Origin of the sequence: Streptomyces sp. NPDC001980 (assembly GCF_040296885.1) — a bacterium.
In the GTDB taxonomy this organism is placed as follows: Bacteria; Actinomycetota; Actinomycetes; order Streptomycetales; family Streptomycetaceae; genus Streptomyces.
In genome coordinates this window covers 103489-123996 of sequence record NZ_JBEOYD010000006.1, presented here as the reverse complement: position 1 = coordinate 123996, position 20508 = coordinate 103489, and the positions used below count along the sequence as shown (strand labels likewise).

Genomic DNA, 20508 nt, shown 5'->3' with positions numbered 1-20508 from the left:
TTCGGCCGAGGCAACCTCCCTGCGGCCCGCGGACGCTACAGCTCCTTGCGGAACGCCTCCGTCACCTTCAGGAAGATGTCGTTCGCCTCGGTCTCGCCGACCGTCACCCGCACCCCCTCGCCCGGGAACGGCCGGACGACCACACCGTGCTCCTCACTGAGCTGTGCGAAGGCGGTCGTACGCTCCCCCAGCCGCAGCCACACGAAGTTGGCCTGGGTCTCGGGCACCGTCCAGCCCTGCCCGCGCAGCGCTTCGACCACCCGCTGCCGCTCGCACACCAGCGAGCCGACCCGGCCCAGCAACTCGTCCTCGGCCCGCAGCGAGGCGATCGCCGCCTCCTGGGCGAGCTGGCTCACGCCGAAGGGGACCGCCGTCTTGCGCAGGGCCGCAGCCACCGGCTCGTGCGCGATCGCGAAGCCGACGCGCAGCCCGGCAAGGCCGTACGCCTTGGAGAAGGTCCGCAGCACGCAGACGTTCGGCCGCTCGCGGTAGATCTCGACGCCGTCGGGCACCTCGGGATCGCGGATGAACTCCCGGTAGGCCTCGTCGAGGACCACCAGCACGTCGCTCGGCACCCGGTCCAGGAACCGCTCCAGTTCGGCCCGCTTCACGACCGTACCGGTCGGGTTGTTGGGATTGCAGACGAAGATCAGGCGGGTGCGGTCGGTGATGGCGTCCGCCATCGCGTCCAGGTCGTGCACATCGCCGGGCGTGAGCGGCACCTGGACCGACCGGGCGCCGCTGATCTGCGTGATGATCGGGTAGGCCTCGAAGGACCGCCACGCGTAGATCACCTCGTCGCCGGGCCCGCTGGTGGCCTGGATCAGCTGCTGGGCGACACCGACCGACCCGGTACCGGTGGCCAGGTGCCCGAGCGGGACGCCGAAGCGGTCCGACAGCTCGTTCATCAGCCCGGTGCACGCCATGTCCGGGTAGCGGTTGAAGGAGGAGGCGGCCGCGGTGACGGACTCCATCACGCCGGGCAGCGGGGGATACGGGTTCTCGTTGGAAGAGAGCTTGTAAGCGACCGGACCGCCGGCCGCCGCCGGCTTGCCCGGCTTGTAGGTGGGGATACCCTCCAGCTCGGCGCGCAGCTTGGGGCTCGTCTCGCTCACCGCAGTCCTCCTCGCGACCACCGGCGGACCGTCCGCGCCGCCGGCATCCATTACTGCTCACCTTATGAGGATTCGGCGCCGCTGCGTACAGCGGAAGAGGGCGCGAAGAGCCGGGCCGGCACAGCGGCGGGAGAACGGGGAGCCGGAACGGCGAACCTCATCCGTACCACTGGCATCACGGGCATCACCATACGAAGGCGCATTTATCGGGGGCGCGCCCTACATATATCTACGCGCCGGTGGCTCACGCCGTAGCGCGCATCACCCGTGCAGGTGAGTTGAGACCTCTTCGAAACATCGGGCACTTGGCAGGCCCATCCGTGCCGACAAGTCACGTCTTACCATTGGATCGTTCAACTGACTTTCTTTCTAAGGCAGTTGACCCATGTTGACCTTGCAGAAACGTGCCTGTCAATGCGTGCATATGCGTCCGCACTACCCCACCGCATGAGCCCTACTATCGGCTCGCCATGACAGCAGCAGGGAAGCACCAGGTGAGCCGCGCGGAAACCTCTCGGCGAGGCAGCCGGCCGGGCCGGGCGGGCATCAGAGACGTGGCCGCCGCCGCCGGAGTCTCCATCACGACCGTCTCCGACGCCCTGAACGGCAAGGGCCGACTCCCGGATGCCACCCGCCGCCATGTCAGAGAGGTCGCCGACCGGCTGGGGTACCGCCCCTCGGCCGCCGCCCGCACCCTCCGTACCGGCAAGTCGGGACTCATCGGCCTGACCGTGACGACGTACGGGGATGAACCTTTCACCTTCACCGAGTTCGCGTACTTCGCCGAGATGGCGCGGGCCGCCACCTCGGCCGCGCTCGCCCGTGGCTACGCCCTCGTCATCCTGCCCGCCACCTCTCGGCACGACGTGTGGTCGAACGTCGCCCTGGACGGCACGGTCGTCATCGACCCCTCCGACCAGGACCCGGTGGTCAGCGAACTGGTCCGGCAGGGCCTGCCGGTGGTCTCCGACGGCCGTCCGGCCGGCTCGCTCCCGGTCACCGCCTGGGTGGACAACGACCACGAGGCCGCCGTCCTCGGCATCCTCGACCATCTCGCCGCCGCCGGCGCCCGCCGGATCGGCCTGCTCACGGGCACCACGACGGACACGTACACCCACCTGTCGACCACCGCCTACCTGCGCTGGTGCGAGCGCGTCGGCCAGGACCCGGTCTACGAGGCCTACCCGGCGCACGACCCGTGCGCGGGCGCCGTCGCCGCCGACCGGCTGCTCGCCCGGCCGGACCGCCCCGACGCCGTCTACGGACTGTTCGACCCCAACGGCACCGACCTGCTGGCCGCCGCCCGCCGCTACGGGCTGCGCGTCCCCGACGACCTGCTCCTGGTGTGCTGCAGCGAGTCGACCGTGTACGCCAACACCGAGCCGCCCATCACCACGCTCTCCCTGAAGCCGCGCCGCATCGGCACGGCGGTCGTGCAGCTGCTCATCGACGCGATCGAGGGGGTCGAGTCGGACCAGCCGGTCGAGCAGGTGATACCGACCGAACTGATCGTGCGTACCTCCTCCCAGCGACGCGCGCAGCGCACCACGGTCAGCCCGCCGCGGGCACCGGAGGAGGAGTAGCACGGACACGCGGAGAACGGGGCGGCGCGGCTGCCGGGCTTCGTCGGGCGACGGCCGGCAGCCGGTCGGCGGGTGGTCGAACCCCTGCCCAACCGGGGCGAAAGCCACGCTGAACTGGAGTCCTGCCCGGATTCACCACCCCTGGGTCATCACACGGCGCGACGGGCATTCCTATGATGGGCCCACGACACCGCGGGCCGCTGCGACCAGGCAGTCCGAAGCGGTGCAGATGCGGCGCGATGGTGGAGGGGTCTGATGACTCAGGGGGCCGGTCAGGGACCCGAGGCGGAGCGGACGGCGACGTTGCGCGACTTCCGGGTGCCCGGGTACGTCAACGAGACCGGTCCGTACGCCGCCAGCACCCACCCCGGCGACGTCGTCCCGCCCCTCGACGACGTGTACCCCGAGGGGTATCCGGACGGGTACACGCCCACCCAGCGCGACCTGCCCGTCATCAACCGCGGCGACACGCTCCAGGTACCCGTCGAACCGGCCACCGTCCCGGCCGCGCAGTCCGCGGACGGTCCCGGCCCGCTGTACGTCGTCGGTGACGTGCACGGCTACTTCGACGAGCTGGTCGCCGCGCTGCGGGAGCAGGGCCTGACCGACGCGGACGGGCACTGGTGCGCGGGCACCGCCCGGCTGTGGTTCCTCGGCGACTTCACCGACCGGGGTCCGGACGGTATCGGCGTCATCGACCTGGTGATGCGGCTGTCCGCCGAGGCGGCCGCGGCCGGCGGCTACTGCAAGGCCCTCATGGGCAACCACGAGCTGCTGCTGCTCGGCGCCAAGCGGTTCGGCGACACGCCGGTCAACTCCGGCGCGGGCACCGCCACCTTCCAGGCGGCCTGGCTGCTCAACGGCGGCCAGAAGACCGACATGGACCGGCTCCAGGACCACCACCTCCAGTGGATGGCCCGCCTGGACGCCGTCGAGGAGGTCGACGGCTATCTCCTGGTCCACTCCGACACCACCGCCTACCTCGACTACGGCGACTCGATCGAGGCGGTCAACGACACGGTCCGCGAAACCATCACGCGTAATGACGCGGACGAGGTGTGGGACCTGTTCCGCAAGTTCACCAAGCGCTTCTCCTTCCGCGACGAGGGGGGTGCAGACGCCGTCCGTTCCCTCCTCGATACGTACGGCGGTACCCGCATCGTTCACGGGCACAGCCCGATTCCCTATCTGCTGGGCGAAGTCGGCTCCGAGGAGGGCGAAGAGGGCAATGGCCCCGTTGTGGAAGGACCGCACGTCTACGCCGACGGGCTCGCCATCGCCATGGACGGCGGCGTGACCATGGCCGGAAAGCTGCTGGTGAGGCAACTCCCGCTGAACACCTGAGCGTCGGGCGGGCGGTTTCATCCCCCCGACGTCACACACGGGCCACCCCCAATTTCCGGCAACCCCCTGTCACCGCGTGCCGTAACGGCTCTACCATCGGTTTATCCGTAGCAGGCTCCCCTCCGTTTCTGCCCGACGGCTCGCCGGCGTGCGAGCCACCAGCCCTACGGAGCATCGGGGGATGCACATGAACAGCGTTCCGCAGCACCTGCACAGCGAGGACCGCCAGGAATACGAGCGGATCCTCGACGAGGCGCTGCGCTCCGCCCCGTACCGTCCCGAACTGGCCGGTATAGGCCAGCGTCTGAACACCGAACAGCTGCGCACCATGGCGCTCAACGCCACCGCACTGATCGCGGCGGCCGCGGCGACCGAGTACCAGCACTATGTGAAGGTCCGCGAGGAACTGCGCAATCCGGCGCGGTCCACCCCGGCCACCGTCCAGGAGACCGGCTCCGCAGAGCCGGGCACGGGCGGCGCGATGGGGCTCGCCACCACCCTCGGCGAGGCCGCCGAAACAACCGGCGCCGGAGGCTTCGCCCTCGCGCTGGTCCTGGCGCCGGTGCTCGCCGGCACCGCCGCCGCGATCTTCCTGCTCGTCGGCTACGTCCTGAAGATGCTGGACCCGGCCCCGGCGTTCGCCCAGACCATGCTCACCGCGGGCTGGGTGTTCGGCGTCGTGGCCGCGGCCGCCATCATCATGGCCGGCGCGGGACTGCTGCTCACCGCACTGCGCAACAGCCCCTCGCTGGAGGCCGGAGCCTACGGCGAACCCGGCGGGGAGGTGGCCAAGGCCCGGGAGGCCTGGCGGGACGCCCTGCTGGAGCGCGGCATCCTGCCCTTCCTGCGGGAAGCACTGGCCGCCGACTCCGGCACGGCCGGACTGCGCCGTACCGCCCCGTCGGGCCCGGCGGGCCGGATGCCACGTCTCGGTTACGACCGTCCCGGCTTCAGCACCGACGACGGCGCCGCACCCGCCCCCCGCCCGAGCTTCACCAGCCCGGACTACACCAGCCCGGACTTCGGAGGCCCGGAACACCAGCCGGAATAACCCGGCTTGCGCCCCCGGCCAGGGGGCGCAGGCCGGACACCCGGTCTACGAGGCCGCGTCGGGAAACTGACGGGCACCGCGTTCAGCGCGTCCGTCGAACTCCTCCCGTGCCGCCCGCATGGCGGCCATGTTCGCCTGCGACCAGTCGGTGATGCGCTGCATCAGCCCACCCGCCTCCCGGCCCAACCCGGTCAGCCGGTACTCCACCCGCGGCGGCACCGTCGGGTACACCGTGCGGGTCAGCAGTCCCTCCCGCTCCAGTGCGCGCAGGGTCTGCGTCAGCACCTTCGGCGTCACGCCGTCCAGCCGTCTGCGCAGTTCCGCGAACCGCATGGGCCGGCCGTCCGCGAGGGCCACCAGCACCAGCATGGTCCACTTGCCGGCGATCACGTCCAGCACGGCACGGGTGGGGCAGTCGCGCAGGAAGACGTCCACGCCACCGTGTTCTCTCAGGTTGAAGCCGGTATCCATGAGGAACCTCGATATCAGAGAAGTGCCTTCTTCCGCAGGGCCGTTGCCGGGGCCGAGCATGGGACGTGCCGCGACCGCCGCGCCCAGCCGCTGAGGAGCCCTGATCTGATGCCCGCCCGTATGCATGCCGTGGTCCAGTCCGTGTTCGGTGGCCCCGAGACGCTGGAGTACGCCGAGACCGGCATACCGGAGCCGGGCCCCGGCGAGGTGCTGCTGCGGGTCGCCGGGGCCGGGGTCAATCCCGGCGACGCGGTGCTCCGCTCCGGCCGGGTACCGGAGCTGGTCGAGCTGCCGTGGACGCCGGGCAACGATGTCGCCGGTGTCGTCGAGCGGGTCGGCGAGGGCGTGACACGGTTCGCCCCGGGCGACGGGGTGTACGGCATGCTGCCGGTCTCCCGGCGCGGCGCGTACGCCGAGTTCACCGCCGCACCGGCCGAGGCACTGGCCCCCGCTCCCGGGAACCTGGAGCTCGCGGTCGCGGGTGCCGTACCCCTGGCCGCGGTGACCGCCTGGCAGGCGCTGGCCGTGCTGGCGCGGGTCCGGCCCGGTGACCGGGTGCTGATCCATGCGGCGGCCGGTGGCGTCGGCCATGTCGCGGTGCAGCTGGCCAAGGAGCTGGGGGCGTACGTCATCGGCACCGCCCGGGCCGGCCGGCACGACCTGCTGCGCGAGCTGGGTGCCGACGAGCTGATCGACTACACGACCACCGGCTTCGAGTCCGCCGTGGCTCCGGTGGACACGGTCCTGGACCTGGTCGGCGGCTCCTACGGACCGCGCTCCCTCGATGTGCTGCGCCCCGGCGGCCTGCTCGTCGGCGCGTCGATCGACCCGGGAACGGACGAACGCCAGGCCGCCGAGCGCGGGGTGCGCTATGTGTGGGTCACCGCTGCTCCCTCCGGTGAACTGCTGGAACGGATCACGGAACGCATCGAGGCGGGCCGGCTGCGGGCACTCGTCCAGGACACCTACCCCCTGTCCGAGGCCGCCGAGGCCCACCGCACGATCGAGGCCGGCCGCACCACCGGAAAGCTCGTCCTGGTGCCTTGAACCGGTCCGGATCCCGCTGGACCACGTCAGGACATGGCGAGCCGCCAAGCCGGACCACGTGCCGGAGCCCACTTCCCGAGACACCGGCACACTCCCGTTTCCGCCGTCAGTCCGCGATCGGCAGATAAACCCGGTTACCCGCAGCCGCGAACTCCTTGGACTTCTGCGCCATACCCGCCTCGACCTCATCCCGACTGCCGCCGTGTTCGCGGCGGATGTCCTGCGAGATCTTCATCGAGTAAAGCATTACTAGAACCCACACATGCGCGCTACCGTCGTTTCAGCAGCCCAGACAGCGGACCGAGGGGGAACACGGTGGGCAAGCGCGAGGAGGTGATCAGCAAGCTGCGAGGCGTGCCCGAGGGACTGCCGTCCGTCGAGGAGGTACGCGCGATGCTGGCCGCCGATCCCGATCTCAGGTGCGTGGTCTGCTACGCACGGATCTCCTTCGACGGCCGGGTGAAGGACGCCCACGGCATCGAGGACCAGCACCGGGACATGACGGCACGCGCCGGCGGATTCAGGTGGCTGATCGTGTACCGCTACACGGACAACGACAAGAGCGCGAGCAAGGAAAACGTCGTCCGCGACGACTTCGAGCAGCTGCTGAACGATCTCACCGTCGGGACGACTCCCGAGGGGTACCCGATCCACGGCGTCATGGCGGTCAACGACGACCGGTTGTACCGCCGGCCGAGCGACTGGGAGCGGTACCTGAAGGCGTTCACCTCGCAGGAGGACCGTGTCTACCACGACTCGAACGGCCTCCAGGACCTCTACGCCGAGGGGTTCGAGATCAAGGGACTTGTGGGAGTCGCCATGTCCCTCAGCGAGACGAGGAAGAAGCAGCGGAGGAGCCGGAACAGCCACCGCAGCCGCGCGATTCGCGGACAGGCCGTCGCAGCATGGCGCCCCTTCGGGTGGGAGGACGACAAGAGCACGTTGCGGCAGAAGGAGGCCGACGCGATCCGGAAGGCCGTACACGACGTGATCGCCGGTGCCTCGATCTCGGAGATCACGCGGCAGTGGAAGGATGCCGAGTTCATCACGAGCCGGGGCAATCCCTTCCAGTACCAGACCGTCAAGCAGGTCCTGATGAACGCGAGGCTCTGTGGCTACCGCGAGATCAAGGGTGAGCTTGTGCGCGACGGCGACGACCAGCCGATCGTGGGCGAGTGGGACACGATCATCACGCCGAAGCAGTGGTTCGCCGTCACGGCCAAGATCAGGGAGCGCGGTGGCGGAACCGGTGTCCCGCGCGGCGGCCTGGTCCACAAGTACCTGATGACCGGCATCCTGCGCTGCGGCCACGTGCTGGAGGACGGCACGGTCTGCAACAACAAGATGATCGGGATCAAGGCGAACGACTGGCTCAAGTACAAGCACGCCTACATGTGCAAGAAGACCGTGGACGGCGGTTGCAACAAGACCTACAAGCGCGGCGACATGACGGACGACGCCATCGAGGAACTCGTGATCGCCAAGCTGGAGCGGGACGCCGCGACCAAGGCCCAGGAGGTACCGGACTGGGACAAGGCCGATGCGCTGGAGCGCGCGCTGAAGAGCCGTAAGGAGCTCGAACGCCGTTGGCACGATGACGAGGACACCGACATCGATGACGAGGCGTTCTTCCGGAACCTTCCGGTCCTTGAACGGCGGATCAAGGAGTTGCGAGCCGACGAGAAGGCGCACGAGGCTCTGAAGGCGGAGGCCGAAGAGGCCACGGGGGACATCCGGAAGTCGTGGGAGTCGAAGACACTCACGCAGAAGCGTGATGCGATCAAGAAGGTGCTGAGTGCCGTGGTCGCCGTACCCGGCGGGAAGGGCAACAAGACCTTCGATCCCGATCTACTCAAGCCCGTGTGGCGGACTTCCTGATGAGCTGAAGTCCGAGGATCTCCCCCACGCTCCGAAGCTGATCGTCGGACAGTGGGGGAGCCTCGCGAAGCTGTCGATCGATCCAGGCGCGTACTGCCGTCTGTTCTTTGTCCGCTCTGCTCGGTTTCCTCGGAGGAGTGCTCAGATGGCCTCGCCTCCAGCCTGAAGGGCGTCGAGAACGGCAGCACGGTTCTGGGCGATGTCCTCGGCTATTCCGACGGCGATGAGGGCCGCGCCGGGGGTGTGGCCGGAGCCGACGTAGCGCCAGTGCCGTTCGGTGACTGTGTTGGGGGTGTCGGTGTGGCCCATGTGGTGGGCGCGTTCGGCGCGGAGGGCCGCGTAGGTGGTCGAGTAGGCGCGGGACTTGGTGAGGATGTGGCCGCGGTAGCCGAGGGTGTGAGCCCATTCCCGGAGGCGGAGGGGCGCGTACTCGGGGAAGCCGCCGAGGCGCCAGCAGGCCCGCATAAGGGTGCGGACGTGTCCGCTGACGGGTGCCGACTCGATGTCATCCCAGGTCGTGAGGGGGTAGTCAGTGCCAGCGCCTGTCTCGTTGGCTCCCTTGGTGACGTACTTGGCCACGTACGCGGCCACCGCGTCATCGTCGGGACCGTCGCCGTTTGCGCGGAAGGGCCGGGCGTCGACCTGGACGCCCCAGCGCAGTGACAGTTGCCCCGCGGCAGGGCTGTAGGGGGTGTGGACCAGGACCCGCCTGGCGGAGGCGCGCACGGCGCCGGCCAGTTGCTCAGTGGTGGCCCAGGCCGGTGGTTCGTCGTTGGCCCCGTTCGGTCCGTCGAGGCGTACGACGGCGTGGACGTGGACGGCCGCCCGCTTCTGGTACTCGGCGACGCGGGCGAAGGACAGCCGGGCGTGATCGGTGAAACGAGACTGTACGAGGCCGACCGAGGAGGCCAGGCGCCGGCGGACGTCGATGACGAACCGGTCCCACAGCTTGGATGCGTGCGCGTGCCACAGGACGTGAGCGGTGTAGTCGTAGCAGTCGGCGCAGAGCGGTTGGCCGATGGCCGGAGCGTCCGTGGCGTGGACGGCGCCGCACCCGAGGGAACGGCCGTGCTCGCAGGTTCCGCCGTCGCGGCGAGGACGACAGGGCTCCCCTGACCGGTGGACGGGGCCGAAGGAGGGGGCGGTCAGGGTGATGAAGAGCCGGGGCCGGTGCCGGACGGTCGCGGGGATGTTCTTGCCGCCCAGCAGGCCCGCACGGACGAGGTGGAAGGTGTCTCCGGCGTGGAGGCGGGAGCAGGCGGGGCAGATGGTCGCCCGGCGGTTCCGGCATCGGACGAGGAGGCGTTCGCCGGGCTCATGGTGGGTGTCGTAGTGGTGGAGGATCTCGCCGGTTGTGCCGTCCAGGGTGGTGGTGGAGCCGGAGAGGTGGACGGGGTGGGAGCATCCACCGGTTGCGGTGACCTGCTCCAGCCAGCGGGAGAAGTTCGGATCTTTGGCGATGCGTATGGCGTCACGGTCGGTTTCGGGGAGCTGACGCAGGCGCGCCGCGCGGTCGAGGGCGGCGCGCCGGTCAGCCGGGGTGAAATCCGGGGTGATGGTGGTGACCTTCCGGGGTGAGCCGCCGGGGCGGCACGGTGGGTGGGTGGTGGTGCTCCGGTTGGCATGGGGTTGTCCCTTCGGTGGTCCGGTGGGTGGGGTTGCTGGTCAGCGGATGGTGCCGGTGCCCCGGCAGACGCGGCAGCGCCGCAGCCGTCCGGTCCAGGTCTTCCGTGCTCCGTCGCCCTTGCAGTACGGGCACCTCACGCGAGGCATGGGCATGGTGGTGGTCCCTTCTCTGCTCAGTTGTGCGAGAAGCCGCTGATGAACCAGGTCACGAGTTCGTGCACAGTCAGGCCTACGGGGGTCTGGCCGACGTAGAGACCGAAGAGGCCGACGCATACGGCTTCCCACGGGCGGACGTCGCGGGAGCGGACGAGGAGAACGGTGATGATCCCGAAGATCAACGCGAACCCGTAGGCCGTACCTTCGCTGATCACTTGACGTCTCCTTCCAGCACCGCAAGAGCGCGGACGAGGGCGGGCAGTTGAGGGGTCAGCGCGCTGTACTTCCGGGCCGTCGACACGGCCTCTTCCGTGGGTGTGAGGTGGGAGCGGGCACGGCTCCAGCCGCCATCCAGGCCCGTGCACACGGCCACCCCGCGTTCCTCTGCCGTGATGGACTGGGCGACGGCCACGGCGTCTTTGTTGAGGTCGCCCAGGGTCATCTCTGCCGTGCCGGGGTCGTTGACCCGGTGGCAGATCCGGCCGCCGAGTTGGGCGCGCAGTGCGGTGACGCCGGGACCGAGGTCGGAGCCGACGCGTTGGCCGGCGACGACCAGGTGCAGGCCGAGTGCGGCCCCGAGCTGGGCCAGCCGGAGGAGGAGCGTGGAGCATTGCTCCGCCTCGGTCTTGCTCTCGCGGGTGCCGTCGGACAGGTACAGTTCAGCGATCTCGTCGACGATCACCACGACGGGTACTGGGCGGAGCTTGTCGGGGAGCTCCCAGATGGAGCGGACGCCGGCCGAACGGCAGGCACTCATGCGCTCCCGCATGTCTGCCGCCAGCGCGAACAGCACGGTGACCGCTTCACTGCGGCAGGTGGCCAGCGCGCTCAGTCGGTCGGCGAACAGGCCGAGTTCCATGCCGCCCTTGCAGTCGATCCCGACCAGGGCGACCCGCTGCGGGGCCAGCTGTGTGATCAGCCGGGCCAGGAGGGTGGACTTGCCGGACCGGGTGGCCCCGGCGATCAGCCAGTGCGGGACGAGCCGCAGGTTCATCACCCAGGCGCCGCCGGACTCCAGGACACCGATGAGGGCCGACAGCAGCTCAGCCGGAGCCGTGGCTAAGCCGGGCCGCTGGAGCGGATCCGTGGCCGTCGCGGTCAGCAGGACGAGCCCGCGTTCCGGTGAGGTGACCCGGACCGCGTGGACCTTCCACGCGTGCACCAGCGCATCCGCCGCCTTCATGTAGGTCGCCGGAGTCTGCCCGGCATGCAGGCGCACGGTCATGGTCAGGCCCATGCGGGTGGCGCGCGGGAACGAGGCGCGCGGGATGAGCGGCCGCAGGGGATCGCCCTTGACGACCAGGTCGCCGAGGAGCCCGCGGGGCGGGCGCCGGGACACTGCGAGGTCGTTGAACATCGCGACCTTGCGCCAGGTCGCCACCACCCGGAAGACGGTGGCCGGGTAGCCGACGAGGTACCAGTGCCAGACCGGACGATGCCGGCGCACCAGGTCGCCGATGACCAGCATCCAGGCCAGCACGGCAAGAGCGAACGCGATCAGGACCGGCCCCATCACGCCTCACCGCCCTTGGTCTGTACGGGGGTTCCGTGCACGGGGGTGATGGCGTCGGCGCGGAAGCTGACGCCGTGGCGGTCGCCCATCGCCCACATGAACGCGGTCAGTCCGGTGACCTTGAGGATCTGCCCTTCCTCGATGCCCCGAGGCTGGCCGCTGACGGCGATCTCGATGACGGAGATCCGCCGCCCGTCCTGCCGCACGGTGACAGCCACCGTCCAGACCGGGTTGCCGTCCCGGTCCCGTTTCACCTCCTGTGTCTCGCTGTTGGTGATCTTCGCTTCGGGCGCGATGGCGCACCTCAGTACGCCTAGCCGCCCGGTGTCCACGGGAATGGACTGCATTTCGTTGGCCTCCCTGGCCAGTCGAGACGTCAGACTTACCCTGACGTCACTTGTCCTAATGAGTTGTGAGTGTGGAGTGCTGTACGACGAGTCCGCAACTACTTATGCTGACGAGTGACGCCGCGCGTGCGACGTGCCTATGACCCCAACCCGCCGGAGATGCCCTGATGTCGGAGATCCAGCGCCCCGGAGCCCTCTACCAGCAGGTGGCCGCCGCGATCCGCGAAGCGATCCTGTCGGGCGAGTTCGCCCCCGACTCCCTGCTGCCGTCCGAAGCCCAGCTCATGACCCGCTACGGCGTCTCCCGCCCCACCGTGCGCAACGCCATCGCCGCCCTGCGCGCGGAAGGACTGATCGACGTGCGCCATGGCAAGGGCAGCTTCGTTAGGTCCGACGGGCAGCCGTCGCTGACGATCGAGCGCCGGATCAGCCGCACACCGGACGGCAAGTTCGTTATGCCCAACGGCGACGTATGGCAGGAAGCCGAAGAGCCCAGCACCTACCGCACGCACACCACCAAGGCCACCGGCCGACTCCTCCAACTCGCCGAGGAAGAGGCCCTGTTCGGCTGTGACCGGTTGCTTCTCGATCCCGCCACGGGGACGCGGGCGATGCACCGGACGTTGATCCCGTTCGCCGTAGCTGACATGGTTCCGGCGCTCGCCGAGGACCCGTACAAGCGGTCGGGTGCCCTCTACCGGCAGCTCACCGAGGACGGCCACAAGCTCATCTGGTCCGAGACCGTACGTGCGCGTATGCCCCTGCCCGACGAGCGCAGCACGCTCCAGCTCCCGGACGCGACCCCGATCCTGCACCTGGCCCGCGTCACCCACGACACCGACGAGACGCCCCTGATCCTCGAAGAGCTCCGCATCGGTGCCGACCGCGCCGAACTCGCCTACCGGATCACCGCCGACAAACAGCCCACGCAACCCGCCCGCCCCTGAGCAGGGTCGAGGATCGGTCGAAACAGCCTTCACTTCCTCAAGGGCGCGCCTTCGGCGCGCCGGGGCGCCCGGCCGCCCCGGCCGGGCGTGCGGCGTGACCGCCGATCCCGCCCGGTCACCCGACGCCCCCACCCACAGCACGCCCGAAGAGTCGAGGCGACGACCGGCCGCCGCGGGCCGGGGCCCACAGGGCTGGGGGTCGCCGGCTGCCGAGACTTTAGGCAGCTCCCATGGGGCGAGCCTCGAAGAACAGGGGGCCGATCGGGCTCTTGCGGGCAGGTCCAAGGACTGCCCGATCCGCTGGCGAGCGTAAGGCCCCCTGTTCACTCGCCCCATGGCAGCTACCGCCCAAAGTCTCAGCAGCCGGCGACGTGCCCACGCACACCGCTCACCAGCGGAAAAGCCCCTCACGCCGCACCACCGTCGCCACCCGCACGCGCCTCCAGGAGCGCGGCGAGCCGCTCCACCGCGCCAGGCCAGCCGACGAAGCGGACGACCCCGCGCCCGTCGTCGTACGTCGAGCCGACCGCCCGTAACTCCGACAGCTCGAAGCCCGCGCCCAGAAACGCGCGGTTGAGCCGGTCGGCACTCTCCCTCGCGTCCCGCCATCCGGCGATGTAGTCGACCCCAGACACCCAGAGCCCGAAGTCCACGCCCATCGCGTCGAGCCCGTCACCGATCCACTCATCATTAGCGCCAGTCACCGCGTCACTCCCGCTCTGGTAACAGATCGTCAACTCTCTTTGGCCCAGGGCGAATGCACAGCACAACGACCCCGGTACCATCAGGCACCGGGGATCGCTGTGTCCCCTCCCGGACCACCCCGGTTGCTGCCAGGCGCGGGGGTGGTCCGGTCTCGGTATGAGGTTGTGAGGCGTGGCCCCTGGAACCAGGTGGGGATCCCGGCGGACACTCCCGAGGAGCCACGCCCCGATCACCGGAGGATCTACCTCCGGCCCCCGACTGCCGCCCCCTCAGCACGAGTCGGGAACAGGAGCGACAGCCCGGAGATCATCACGACGGGACGAGTCCGGCTTCGCCGTCGAGATCGAAACGGCACCAGACCGTCTTGCCTCCTTGTTTCGGCGTCCACCACACCGCCGCCGCCATCCGCTGGGCGAGCATCAGCCCACGGCCGCTGTCGGCCAGGACCGCCTCCGAGAACTCCGACACCAACTCCGGCGAGTAGAAGTCACCCATGGGCAGCAGCGGGGGCGTCGAGTCCTCATCCGCAACCCCGATGAACAGCCACTTCGGGTAGAGCTTGAAGATCACGTCGATGCGCCGCGCCCCGCCGGCATGAGCCCGGCAGCGGTCCGGAACCACGTGGTTCACGACGTTGCCGACCAGTTCCGAGACGACCAGACGCGCGTCATACATGACGTCTTCCGGAACCGAGCCTCGGAGAAACACGGACGTCGTGTCACGCGCGATGCGCCCCGTGCTGCTGCACTCGGCGAAGAGAGTCAGCGTCAGAAAGTGCCCCAGGGACGGATCCGGCGCCACGAACCAGTGTGCGTACGCGTCTAACTCGCTGAACAGGTCTTCCGACCGCCGCGCTCTCCTCCCACCCATGACACGGATCACCAGCCCCGATCACGTCTGCCGAGGCTCTCCCGGCAGGGTGACCCGAGGGTGCACCCGATGTCACAGCCGTCGCTCCCCCCACTTGGGGACCCCCCTCTTGGGGACCCCCGAGCCAATCGGGCACTCCCGGGGACCACTTGGGCCCCTCCACTTGAGAAAGTCCCTGGGTAGAATCGCCAGCAGGACACGGCGCGAAGATCAACCAGAAGACACATTTGGTCAATCACGATGGGGAAGTGAGATGACCGCAACCGCACCGACACCGGCCGCTCTGCCGCCTCACGTTCTGGAACGCGCAGACGTGCGGTCAGCGATCGCCAACCACGACTTCGGCGAGGTCTTCAGACTCGCCAAGATCCACGGAAACGTCAGCTACGCCAAGATCTCCGAGGCCGTCGGCTACAAGCGCGAGCACATCGGCAAGATGGCCCGACCCGAGACCGACGGCACGGGTGTCCGCCCGCGCATCACGCAGTTCCACAAGATCCTGGAAGTGGTGGACGGCCTACGCATCCCCGGCCATCTCGCAGGACTCGCCCCACGCCCATGGGAGCTGGAACAGTCGGCCAAGACCACCCAGCCGGACGACCCAAGCACCCTGATCGCACAGGGCGGTGCAGGGATATGGGACATCGCCGAGATGCTGCGCCGCACCGAGATGTCCAGCATCAACAGCGCCGCTCTGGAGTCGATCGAAGACGGCATCGACCAACTCGCCCGCGCCTACCCCTACGCCAACGCCGACTACCTCCACGAGCGCACCCGCAACGGACTGCACTACGTCACCGAGCAACTCGAAGGCCGCGTGACCCTGCGCCAGCACCGAGAACTACTCGTCGACACCGGATGGCTGTTCCTGCTCAACGCGTGCGTCCAGTACGACCGCGGTCAGCGCGAGGCTGCCAACCTCAGCAAGGCCGCAGCACTCCGGATCGGCGAGGAGGCCGGGCACGGCGAGATCAAGGCGTGGGCGTGGGAGATCGAGGCCTGGTTCGCCCTCACCCAGAGCCGTTGGCAGGACATGCTCAATGCCGTCGAGGCCGGACACATGGCCGACCAGACGCATTCCGTCGGCGTCCAGCTCTACGCCCACAAGGCACGCGCCGCCGCCCGCATGGGAGACGCCCGCCTGGTCCGTGACTCCCTCGATGCCGGCCGCGCCCGCCTGGACCGACTTCCCAGGCCCGACCACCCCGAACACCACTTCATCATCGACCCCGACAAGTGGGACTTCTACGAGATGGACGCCTACCGCCTCCTCGGAGACGACGAGCGCGCCGCCGCCCACGCCCGATCGGTCATCCGCATCAGCACCGGCCCCGACGGAACCGAGATCTCCCCCATGCGCGCCGCAGAAGCCCGCCTCACCCTCGGAGTCGCCGCCGCCCGCATGGGCGGGATCGAAGAAGCCATCGGCATGGGCACCACCGCCCTCGAAGCCGACCGCAAGTCGCTCCCGTCCCTGCTTTTAGTCGCCGACGAGCTGGACAAGGAACTACGCGCCAGGTATCCCCGCGAGGCCGCCACACGCGATTTCCACGAGCAGGTCACAGCTATCAAGAGAGGCAGCGTCGGGCCCGAACTACCATTCTGAGAGATCGCGAAGCATAGTCGGTTCATGGGCGGCACCCTCGAAGACTACGGATGAAGCCATTTACATCACCTGACGTGGAATCTAGGGTGTGGAATTGAGACAATTCTTGAGGAATGTCGATGCGATAGCATGCTAACGACGTTCACGTACCGTCGATCCTGCGCCTTACGGCACATCTCGGCAAGCTTCGCACCTCCTCGACCACTGATGAACTTATCAAAGCAGTTAATGGGCGCTTTAGTCTGACCTGTCGCCCAATCACATAGATACTGAGCAATCTCATGCTCATCTTCTTCGCACCAGCTACCTCCCCATGCCACTAGCAGCTTCATAAAGGAGCCAGCATCGTCGTCCTCTGCTCCTCTCACTTCACTCCAAGACTTATGGATTTCAAAGTGAGGGCGCCGAATTAGGGCGCGAGCGAGTCCCCACCTGGAGGGGTCTGCCGTCCACTCCCGCAAAACTTGAACCTTGAAATCGTTATACTCCTCAGTGACTGCGGGAGCCACACTCAGACTGTGCGCCCATTTTGCTATTTGATCAGCACGATTAACTGCTTCCGGGTCTCCACTAGCGCCGAGTGCAAGGATAATGTCCGTCGGGACTAGCGCTTTCGAGCGCGCTAGTGCTTCAGAAACCTGCGCCGGGAGGCCAGCAACTATGTCTGCGCCGCGCCTAGACCGGTTAGCTACATTCCACCACCAAGTGACTCGCGCAGTCCAGTAGCGGTTTCTGGGCATTTTGGCGAGCTCCACAGCTATTTCCTCGATATTTCCCGGTCCACCGATTGTCCGCGTGGGCTGAGGAGCGCGAATCAGGGTTGCCGGAATTCCGACAACCTCCGGAACAAGTGCAGGTTGCACTATCGCTAGCTTTTCTACGATATCTCCCTCTCCCCAGTTCCCTTGCGCGGCTCGCCAACTAGCAATAGCTTCCGCAGTAGCACGGAAATTCTGCTGCCCCGTCTCCCACCAGAGGGCCAAGGGCCAGGGCAGGCGGTTCCACCAAACTTTGACGTCTTCCTCGTCTGCCTGCAGCAGAGCGCTTACCGCAGCTTCCCAAGTATTTGGCGTCGGGGCATCAGCGAAGAGCACTGCTAGACGCAAAAATTCCCAGCTACCCATGGGACCTGCTAGTTCAGCGTCGGCTGCAGTTGAGTGGAGGTAATCCTCGACTGAATCACCATCCGAGGCGCGAATGGGAAACACCCTAAATTCAAGGTGCCGCCGCGCAGCAAATGGGAATCTGAAATCACGGACGAGTCGATTTAGTTTTGAAATGAATCGAACCGAAGGCCGCAGGCTCACTCCAAGTTCTTCTTGCTCCACAACCCATGCCGAGACACTCATGTGCCCCAAGAATTTGGACGAATCCGCTGGAGAAAAGTTCGGCAACTGATCCGCGAGAGCCCATGCCATGGCATAACGACCGGGATCGGCATTCAAAGCGATCTGAAGAATCTTGATTCGTCGCTCGTCAGTTTCCGCGGAGAGTGCGGAAAGAAGTTCTTCTAGTGAATTATCAACGCCGTGCTCTGCCGCGGAGGCCATATTCGCCAGTGCCCCGGCGCGCTCGAATATGTCTGACGACACGGAAGCTTGAGCAACAGCGGCGTCGATTTTCTTAAGTGACGTGGCATCAGTTACACCCATCACGGGTAGCATCGACCATGAATTTCGCACCGGAACGGAAATGATGGAAACAGCAGTGTCCGTGAGAAGCCTTTGATGGCGAGGTGCGGTATCGGCGATTCGATCGCCAAGGATGTCGATTGCCAGCTGCGAACCCAAACACGGCCCGCTCGACCCTGGGAACTCCGCAATGTCACCAGCGTTAAGCTCATTACATATAGAGAAGATCATGTCCCGTCGGGCGGTGTTGCTGGAAAATATAGCACCACTGGCCAACTGGAAGACGTTTCGCCAGTAGTCACTGCAGGAAATCGCTGCAAGGCGCTCATATACTTCCTCGTCACCTCCCTCAAGTAGCCCCTGCGCCGCACAAAATTCCTGCAGACTCCTAAGTTCAAACCCGAATCGTTCAGCCGTGTTCGCGACAAGGAATACGAGACGATCTGCGGCTGAATCCATGATGTCATTTGCCAAATTAGAACGCTCGGGCTCCTCATACCCCTCGTCCTCTAGCATCTCCTTAAGTTCAAGAGTTACTTCTTCACGAGACAGGAATGCCTCTGTATTGGAAGCCCTTGCTGCTTCAAACTGCAGACGCAACCCAATTCGCCAATGCAGCAAGTCGATAAAGTTCCTGTACCTATCCAAGATTTTTGCACTCGGCGTTTCCTTTTCGAGCTCCCGGGCATAAATTACCTGATAATAATTCGAGAAAAGTGCATACCTCTGGCTCGGGGCCTGACTGGCCCTGGAAAGTAGTAGAACCAAGATGGTGACCTGAAGCGGCGTGGTCATTAGGCGAGCGGTCTCGGTCGTGTTTGCCGCCTTCTCTACGCGCCCCATTATCTCCAGTGACTTTTCGCTTCCGTCGCCATGACGGATGGACGTGAGCCGGCGCGAGTAACGTAGCGCCTGATCTGTGGTTAGTCCCGAAAGAGACATCCGGTAATATGACGAGAAGTCATCTTTGTATCCTTGAGGTCGACTGGTCGCGATAACAACTAGGTCTGCCCCGCATGCGTCAGCTGAGTCGTGGAAGGCGCTAACCGCCTCCAGCATAGCTTCCCTATTTGCCGACACTGGAACTTCATCAAGTCCGTCGAGAATCAATAGCCAAGGATACTTGCGCAACCACCGGTGCACATTAGCTGCAGAAAAGCCATCGCCGATACGTTCAGCGATAAATGCGATGAGTGAAGTTCGTGGATTCTCCGCCAAAGCGTTGGCGAACTTCGGCAGAGAAACGAATACGGGGAATCGAAGGTTTGCAGGTCGCGGAATTCCTTCCTCTGCGCAGAGGTGGCGGGTGTGCTCAATTTCCGCCTTGATCTCCGTTTGAAGGGAGAGAAATTCGTGGCGACTCAGGAGTTCCGCCCGATAGATCTGACAAAGAAACCTGCCCAGCGTACTTTTCCCTTGACCCGGCCCTCCAATAAGAACGAATCTACCGCGCGAAGGAGAATTTTGCCTATCTAGGGGCGTAGCGCCGTTATTTGCTAGTCCAATAATGTGTGCAGTACTCGCAATCCCTGTGTGACCCGACCCTTCTTCGGAGAATAGAAATTCTTCCGCCTCATCGGTAGTTTGGTAGGGTACGTCTACGAAGACGCGGGCCAAGGGTACTTTGCGATCATCCACACCGCCGCCCTGATCAAGTTGAGCATATCTCTCAGCCTTGAACATTTTAGCAAGATGACCTGAAAGAGTATCAGCTAGCTCCATCTGTTCTGCGAAAAGCATATCATTCAAGGTTACGAGCAAGTCCCCCATGACGAGGCCAAGGTATTTCTGACGCACCGCCGTATGGGAATCGAGGAGTCGGCAGATCTTTTCAGCATGCCAGATATCCCAATCGCTGAGGCCAACACTGGCCGCAACGGAGTCAAGATAATCATTGAGGAGCTCTTCGCCGCCCCCAGGGGCGGGCGTGAGAACCACATTCGTGATGATCAGTAGTTGCCGTGGCCGCTCAGCCCTTTCCTTCCATCCAGCTATTTCTGCCTTGGTCTCCTTTAGGAGCCATTGAGCGTCGGCAGTTCGCCTTGTTAGTTCCTCCTTGTGTTTCATCTGGAAAACGGTGTATCCGGTCCAAGGACTGCCATTCCGGGAAATCGGAAGGTCATCGTAGGTACTGGCGTCTTTACCACCATCGGGGCCCAACCCATGTATCTGAATGTGTGATCCGAACTCAGCAAGAAGAAGTGCTTGAGTAAGGCGCTGGAACTCGTGGGGGCCCATGCGGGTCAGGTCGTAACGGCTCACACTGCACATACTTGCGTAAGGATGGGATCCTTGTCCTTGGGTTCGGTGAACATCCACAACCAAGGTGCCGTACTCGGCCCCAACCGCTTCCGCCTGGCGACGCAGTCCTGTCCGGCAAGGGTCTGTGAACACGGCTTGACATGTGTCAAGCCCTCGTTCCTACGGCCGGCTGCCGCCCGTGAGAGGAACAACGGCTTGATCCAGGTCACGCGGTCGCGCTTCCACTAGTGAGCGGACACAGCCCTCGGCCGATGCAGGAGGACCCGGATGCTCACCATCCAGCACGCCGCGACCGACTGCGCGCTTGTGGTACGCCCACCAGACCGTTGGCTCCAGCCGTTGAGCCTCCCTGCGTC

At 66.3% G+C, this 20508-nt stretch carries 17 protein-coding genes; 7 read left to right on the top strand and 10 right to left on the bottom strand.

Features of this window, described 5'->3' with window-relative positions:
- Window positions 1–35: 35 nt before the first annotated feature.
- Complete coding sequence (gene hisC, locus ABT137_RS11430; RefSeq protein ID WP_351706104.1) at window positions 36–1115, bottom strand: histidinol-phosphate transaminase; 1080 nt, start codon at window positions 1113–1115, stop codon at window positions 36–38.
- 470 nt (window positions 1116–1585) lie between these two features.
- On the opposite strand from hisC, the gene ABT137_RS11425 reads away from it, so the two are divergent.
- The 3 genes from ABT137_RS11425 (at window position 1586) to ABT137_RS11415 (ending at window position 5093) form a co-directional block, all read left to right on the top strand.
- On the top strand, window positions 1586–2698 hold the full coding sequence (locus ABT137_RS11425) for a LacI family DNA-binding transcriptional regulator (RefSeq protein WP_351706101.1): 1113 nt from the start codon (window positions 1586–1588) through the stop codon (window positions 2696–2698).
- 255 nt (window positions 2699–2953) lie between these two features.
- Window positions 2954–4042, top strand: a complete 1089-nt coding sequence (locus tag ABT137_RS11420) for a metallophosphoesterase (protein ID WP_351706098.1) — start codon at window positions 2954–2956, stop codon at window positions 4040–4042.
- Between the two features lie 181 nt (window positions 4043–4223).
- Entirely contained in the window at window positions 4224–5093 is an 870-nt protein-coding gene (locus ABT137_RS11415; RefSeq protein WP_351706095.1) for a hypothetical protein, read from the top strand.
- Between the two features lie 45 nt (window positions 5094–5138).
- Here ABT137_RS11415 and ABT137_RS11410 read toward each other — a convergent pair whose 3' ends face one another.
- Entirely contained in the window at window positions 5139–5564 is a 426-nt protein-coding gene (locus ABT137_RS11410; protein ID WP_351706092.1) for a winged helix-turn-helix transcriptional regulator, read from the bottom strand.
- A gap of 108 nt (window positions 5565–5672) precedes the next feature.
- On the opposite strand from ABT137_RS11410, the gene ABT137_RS11405 reads away from it, so the two are divergent.
- A complete protein-coding gene (locus ABT137_RS11405; RefSeq protein ID WP_351706089.1) occupies window positions 5673–6611 on the top strand; it encodes an NADP-dependent oxidoreductase in 939 nt (312 codons plus the stop codon).
- Window positions 6612–6717: 106 nt separating this feature from the next.
- Here the strand turns inward: ABT137_RS11405 and ABT137_RS11400 are convergent, their stop codons facing one another.
- Window positions 6718–6846 (bottom strand): hypothetical protein, encoded by a 129-nt coding sequence (locus ABT137_RS11400; RefSeq protein WP_351706668.1) that lies wholly within the window; start codon window positions 6844–6846, stop codon window positions 6718–6720.
- A gap of 80 nt (window positions 6847–6926) precedes the next feature.
- Here ABT137_RS11400 and ABT137_RS11395 point away from each other — a divergent pair, with 80 nt between their 5' ends.
- Window positions 6927–8489, top strand: a complete 1563-nt coding sequence (locus ABT137_RS11395; RefSeq protein WP_351706086.1) for a recombinase family protein — start codon at window positions 6927–6929, stop codon at window positions 8487–8489.
- 141 nt (window positions 8490–8630) lie between these two features.
- Here the strand turns inward: ABT137_RS11395 and ABT137_RS11390 are convergent, their stop codons facing one another.
- From ABT137_RS11390 to ABT137_RS11375, 4 genes are all read right to left on the bottom strand, one after another.
- Window positions 8631–9989 (bottom strand): replication initiator, encoded by a 1359-nt coding sequence (locus ABT137_RS11390; protein ID WP_351706638.1) that lies wholly within the window; start codon window positions 9987–9989, stop codon window positions 8631–8633.
- 299 nt (window positions 9990–10288) lie between these two features.
- Window positions 10289–10486 carry a hypothetical protein gene (locus ABT137_RS11385; RefSeq protein WP_351706083.1) on the bottom strand — a complete coding sequence of 66 codons (198 nt, stop codon included), beginning with the start codon at window positions 10484–10486 and terminating at the stop codon, window positions 10289–10291.
- Window positions 10483–11784 (bottom strand): FtsK/SpoIIIE domain-containing protein, encoded by a 1302-nt coding sequence (locus ABT137_RS11380; protein ID WP_351706080.1) that lies wholly within the window; start codon window positions 11782–11784, stop codon window positions 10483–10485. The genes ABT137_RS11385 and ABT137_RS11380 overlap by 4 nt, the downstream gene beginning before the upstream one ends.
- The gene (locus ABT137_RS11375; RefSeq protein WP_351706077.1) at window positions 11784–12131 is read right to left on the bottom strand and encodes an SCO3933 family regulatory protein; all 348 of its coding nucleotides are present in this window, start codon (window positions 12129–12131) and stop codon (window positions 11784–11786) included. The genes ABT137_RS11380 and ABT137_RS11375 overlap by 1 nt, the downstream gene beginning before the upstream one ends.
- A gap of 167 nt (window positions 12132–12298) precedes the next feature.
- Here ABT137_RS11375 and ABT137_RS11370 point away from each other — a divergent pair, with 167 nt between their 5' ends.
- Window positions 12299–13078, top strand: coding sequence for a GntR family transcriptional regulator (locus ABT137_RS11370; RefSeq protein ID WP_351706074.1), 780 nt, complete (start codon window positions 12299–12301; stop codon window positions 13076–13078).
- 407 nt (window positions 13079–13485) lie between these two features.
- Here ABT137_RS11370 and ABT137_RS11365 read toward each other — a convergent pair whose 3' ends face one another.
- Entirely contained in the window at window positions 13486–13782 is a 297-nt protein-coding gene (locus ABT137_RS11365) for a hypothetical protein (protein WP_351706071.1), read from the bottom strand.
- 310 nt (window positions 13783–14092) lie between these two features.
- Window positions 14093–14653, bottom strand: coding sequence for an ATP-binding protein (locus ABT137_RS11360; protein ID WP_351706635.1), 561 nt, complete (start codon window positions 14651–14653; stop codon window positions 14093–14095).
- Window positions 14654–14966: 313 nt separating this feature from the next.
- On the opposite strand from ABT137_RS11360, the gene ABT137_RS11355 reads away from it, so the two are divergent.
- Window positions 14967–16259, top strand: coding sequence for an NsdA family TPR-like regulatory protein (locus tag ABT137_RS11355; protein WP_351706068.1), 1293 nt, complete (start codon window positions 14967–14969; stop codon window positions 16257–16259).
- 65 nt (window positions 16260–16324) lie between these two features.
- Here ABT137_RS11355 and ABT137_RS11350 read toward each other — a convergent pair whose 3' ends face one another.
- Entirely contained in the window at window positions 16325–20152 is a 3828-nt protein-coding gene (locus ABT137_RS11350; RefSeq protein ID WP_351706065.1) for an NACHT domain-containing protein, read from the bottom strand.
- Between the last annotated feature and the right edge of the window lie 356 nt (window positions 20153–20508).

Bases quoted from the DNA above. Each gene is read 5' to 3' on its own strand.
- ABT137_RS11425 (WP_351706101.1), top strand. From the start codon at position 1,586: ATGACAGCAGCAGGGAAGCACCAGGTGAGCCGCGCGGAAACCTCTCGG.
- ABT137_RS11420 (WP_351706098.1), top strand. From the start codon at position 2,954: ATGACTCAGGGGGCCGGTCAGGGACCCGAGGCGGAGCGGACGGCGACG.
- ABT137_RS11415 (WP_351706095.1), top strand. From the start codon at position 4,224: ATGCACATGAACAGCGTTCCGCAGCACCTGCACAGCGAGGACCGCCAG.
- ABT137_RS11410 (WP_351706092.1), bottom strand. From the start codon at position 5,564: ATGGATACCGGCTTCAACCTGAGAGAACACGGTGGCGTGGACGTCTTC.
- ABT137_RS11405 (WP_351706089.1), top strand. From the start codon at position 5,673: ATGCCCGCCCGTATGCATGCCGTGGTCCAGTCCGTGTTCGGTGGCCCC.
- ABT137_RS11400 (WP_351706668.1), bottom strand. From the start codon at position 6,846: ATGAAGATCTCGCAGGACATCCGCCGCGAACACGGCGGCAGTCGGGAT.
- ABT137_RS11380 (WP_351706080.1), bottom strand. From the start codon at position 11,784: ATGGGGCCGGTCCTGATCGCGTTCGCTCTTGCCGTGCTGGCCTGGATG.
- ABT137_RS11375 (WP_351706077.1), bottom strand. From the start codon at position 12,131: ATGCAGTCCATTCCCGTGGACACCGGGCGGCTAGGCGTACTGAGGTGC.
- ABT137_RS11370 (WP_351706074.1), top strand. From the start codon at position 12,299: ATGTCGGAGATCCAGCGCCCCGGAGCCCTCTACCAGCAGGTGGCCGCC.
- ABT137_RS11360 (WP_351706635.1), bottom strand. From the start codon at position 14,653: ATGGGTGGGAGGAGAGCGCGGCGGTCGGAAGACCTGTTCAGCGAGTTA.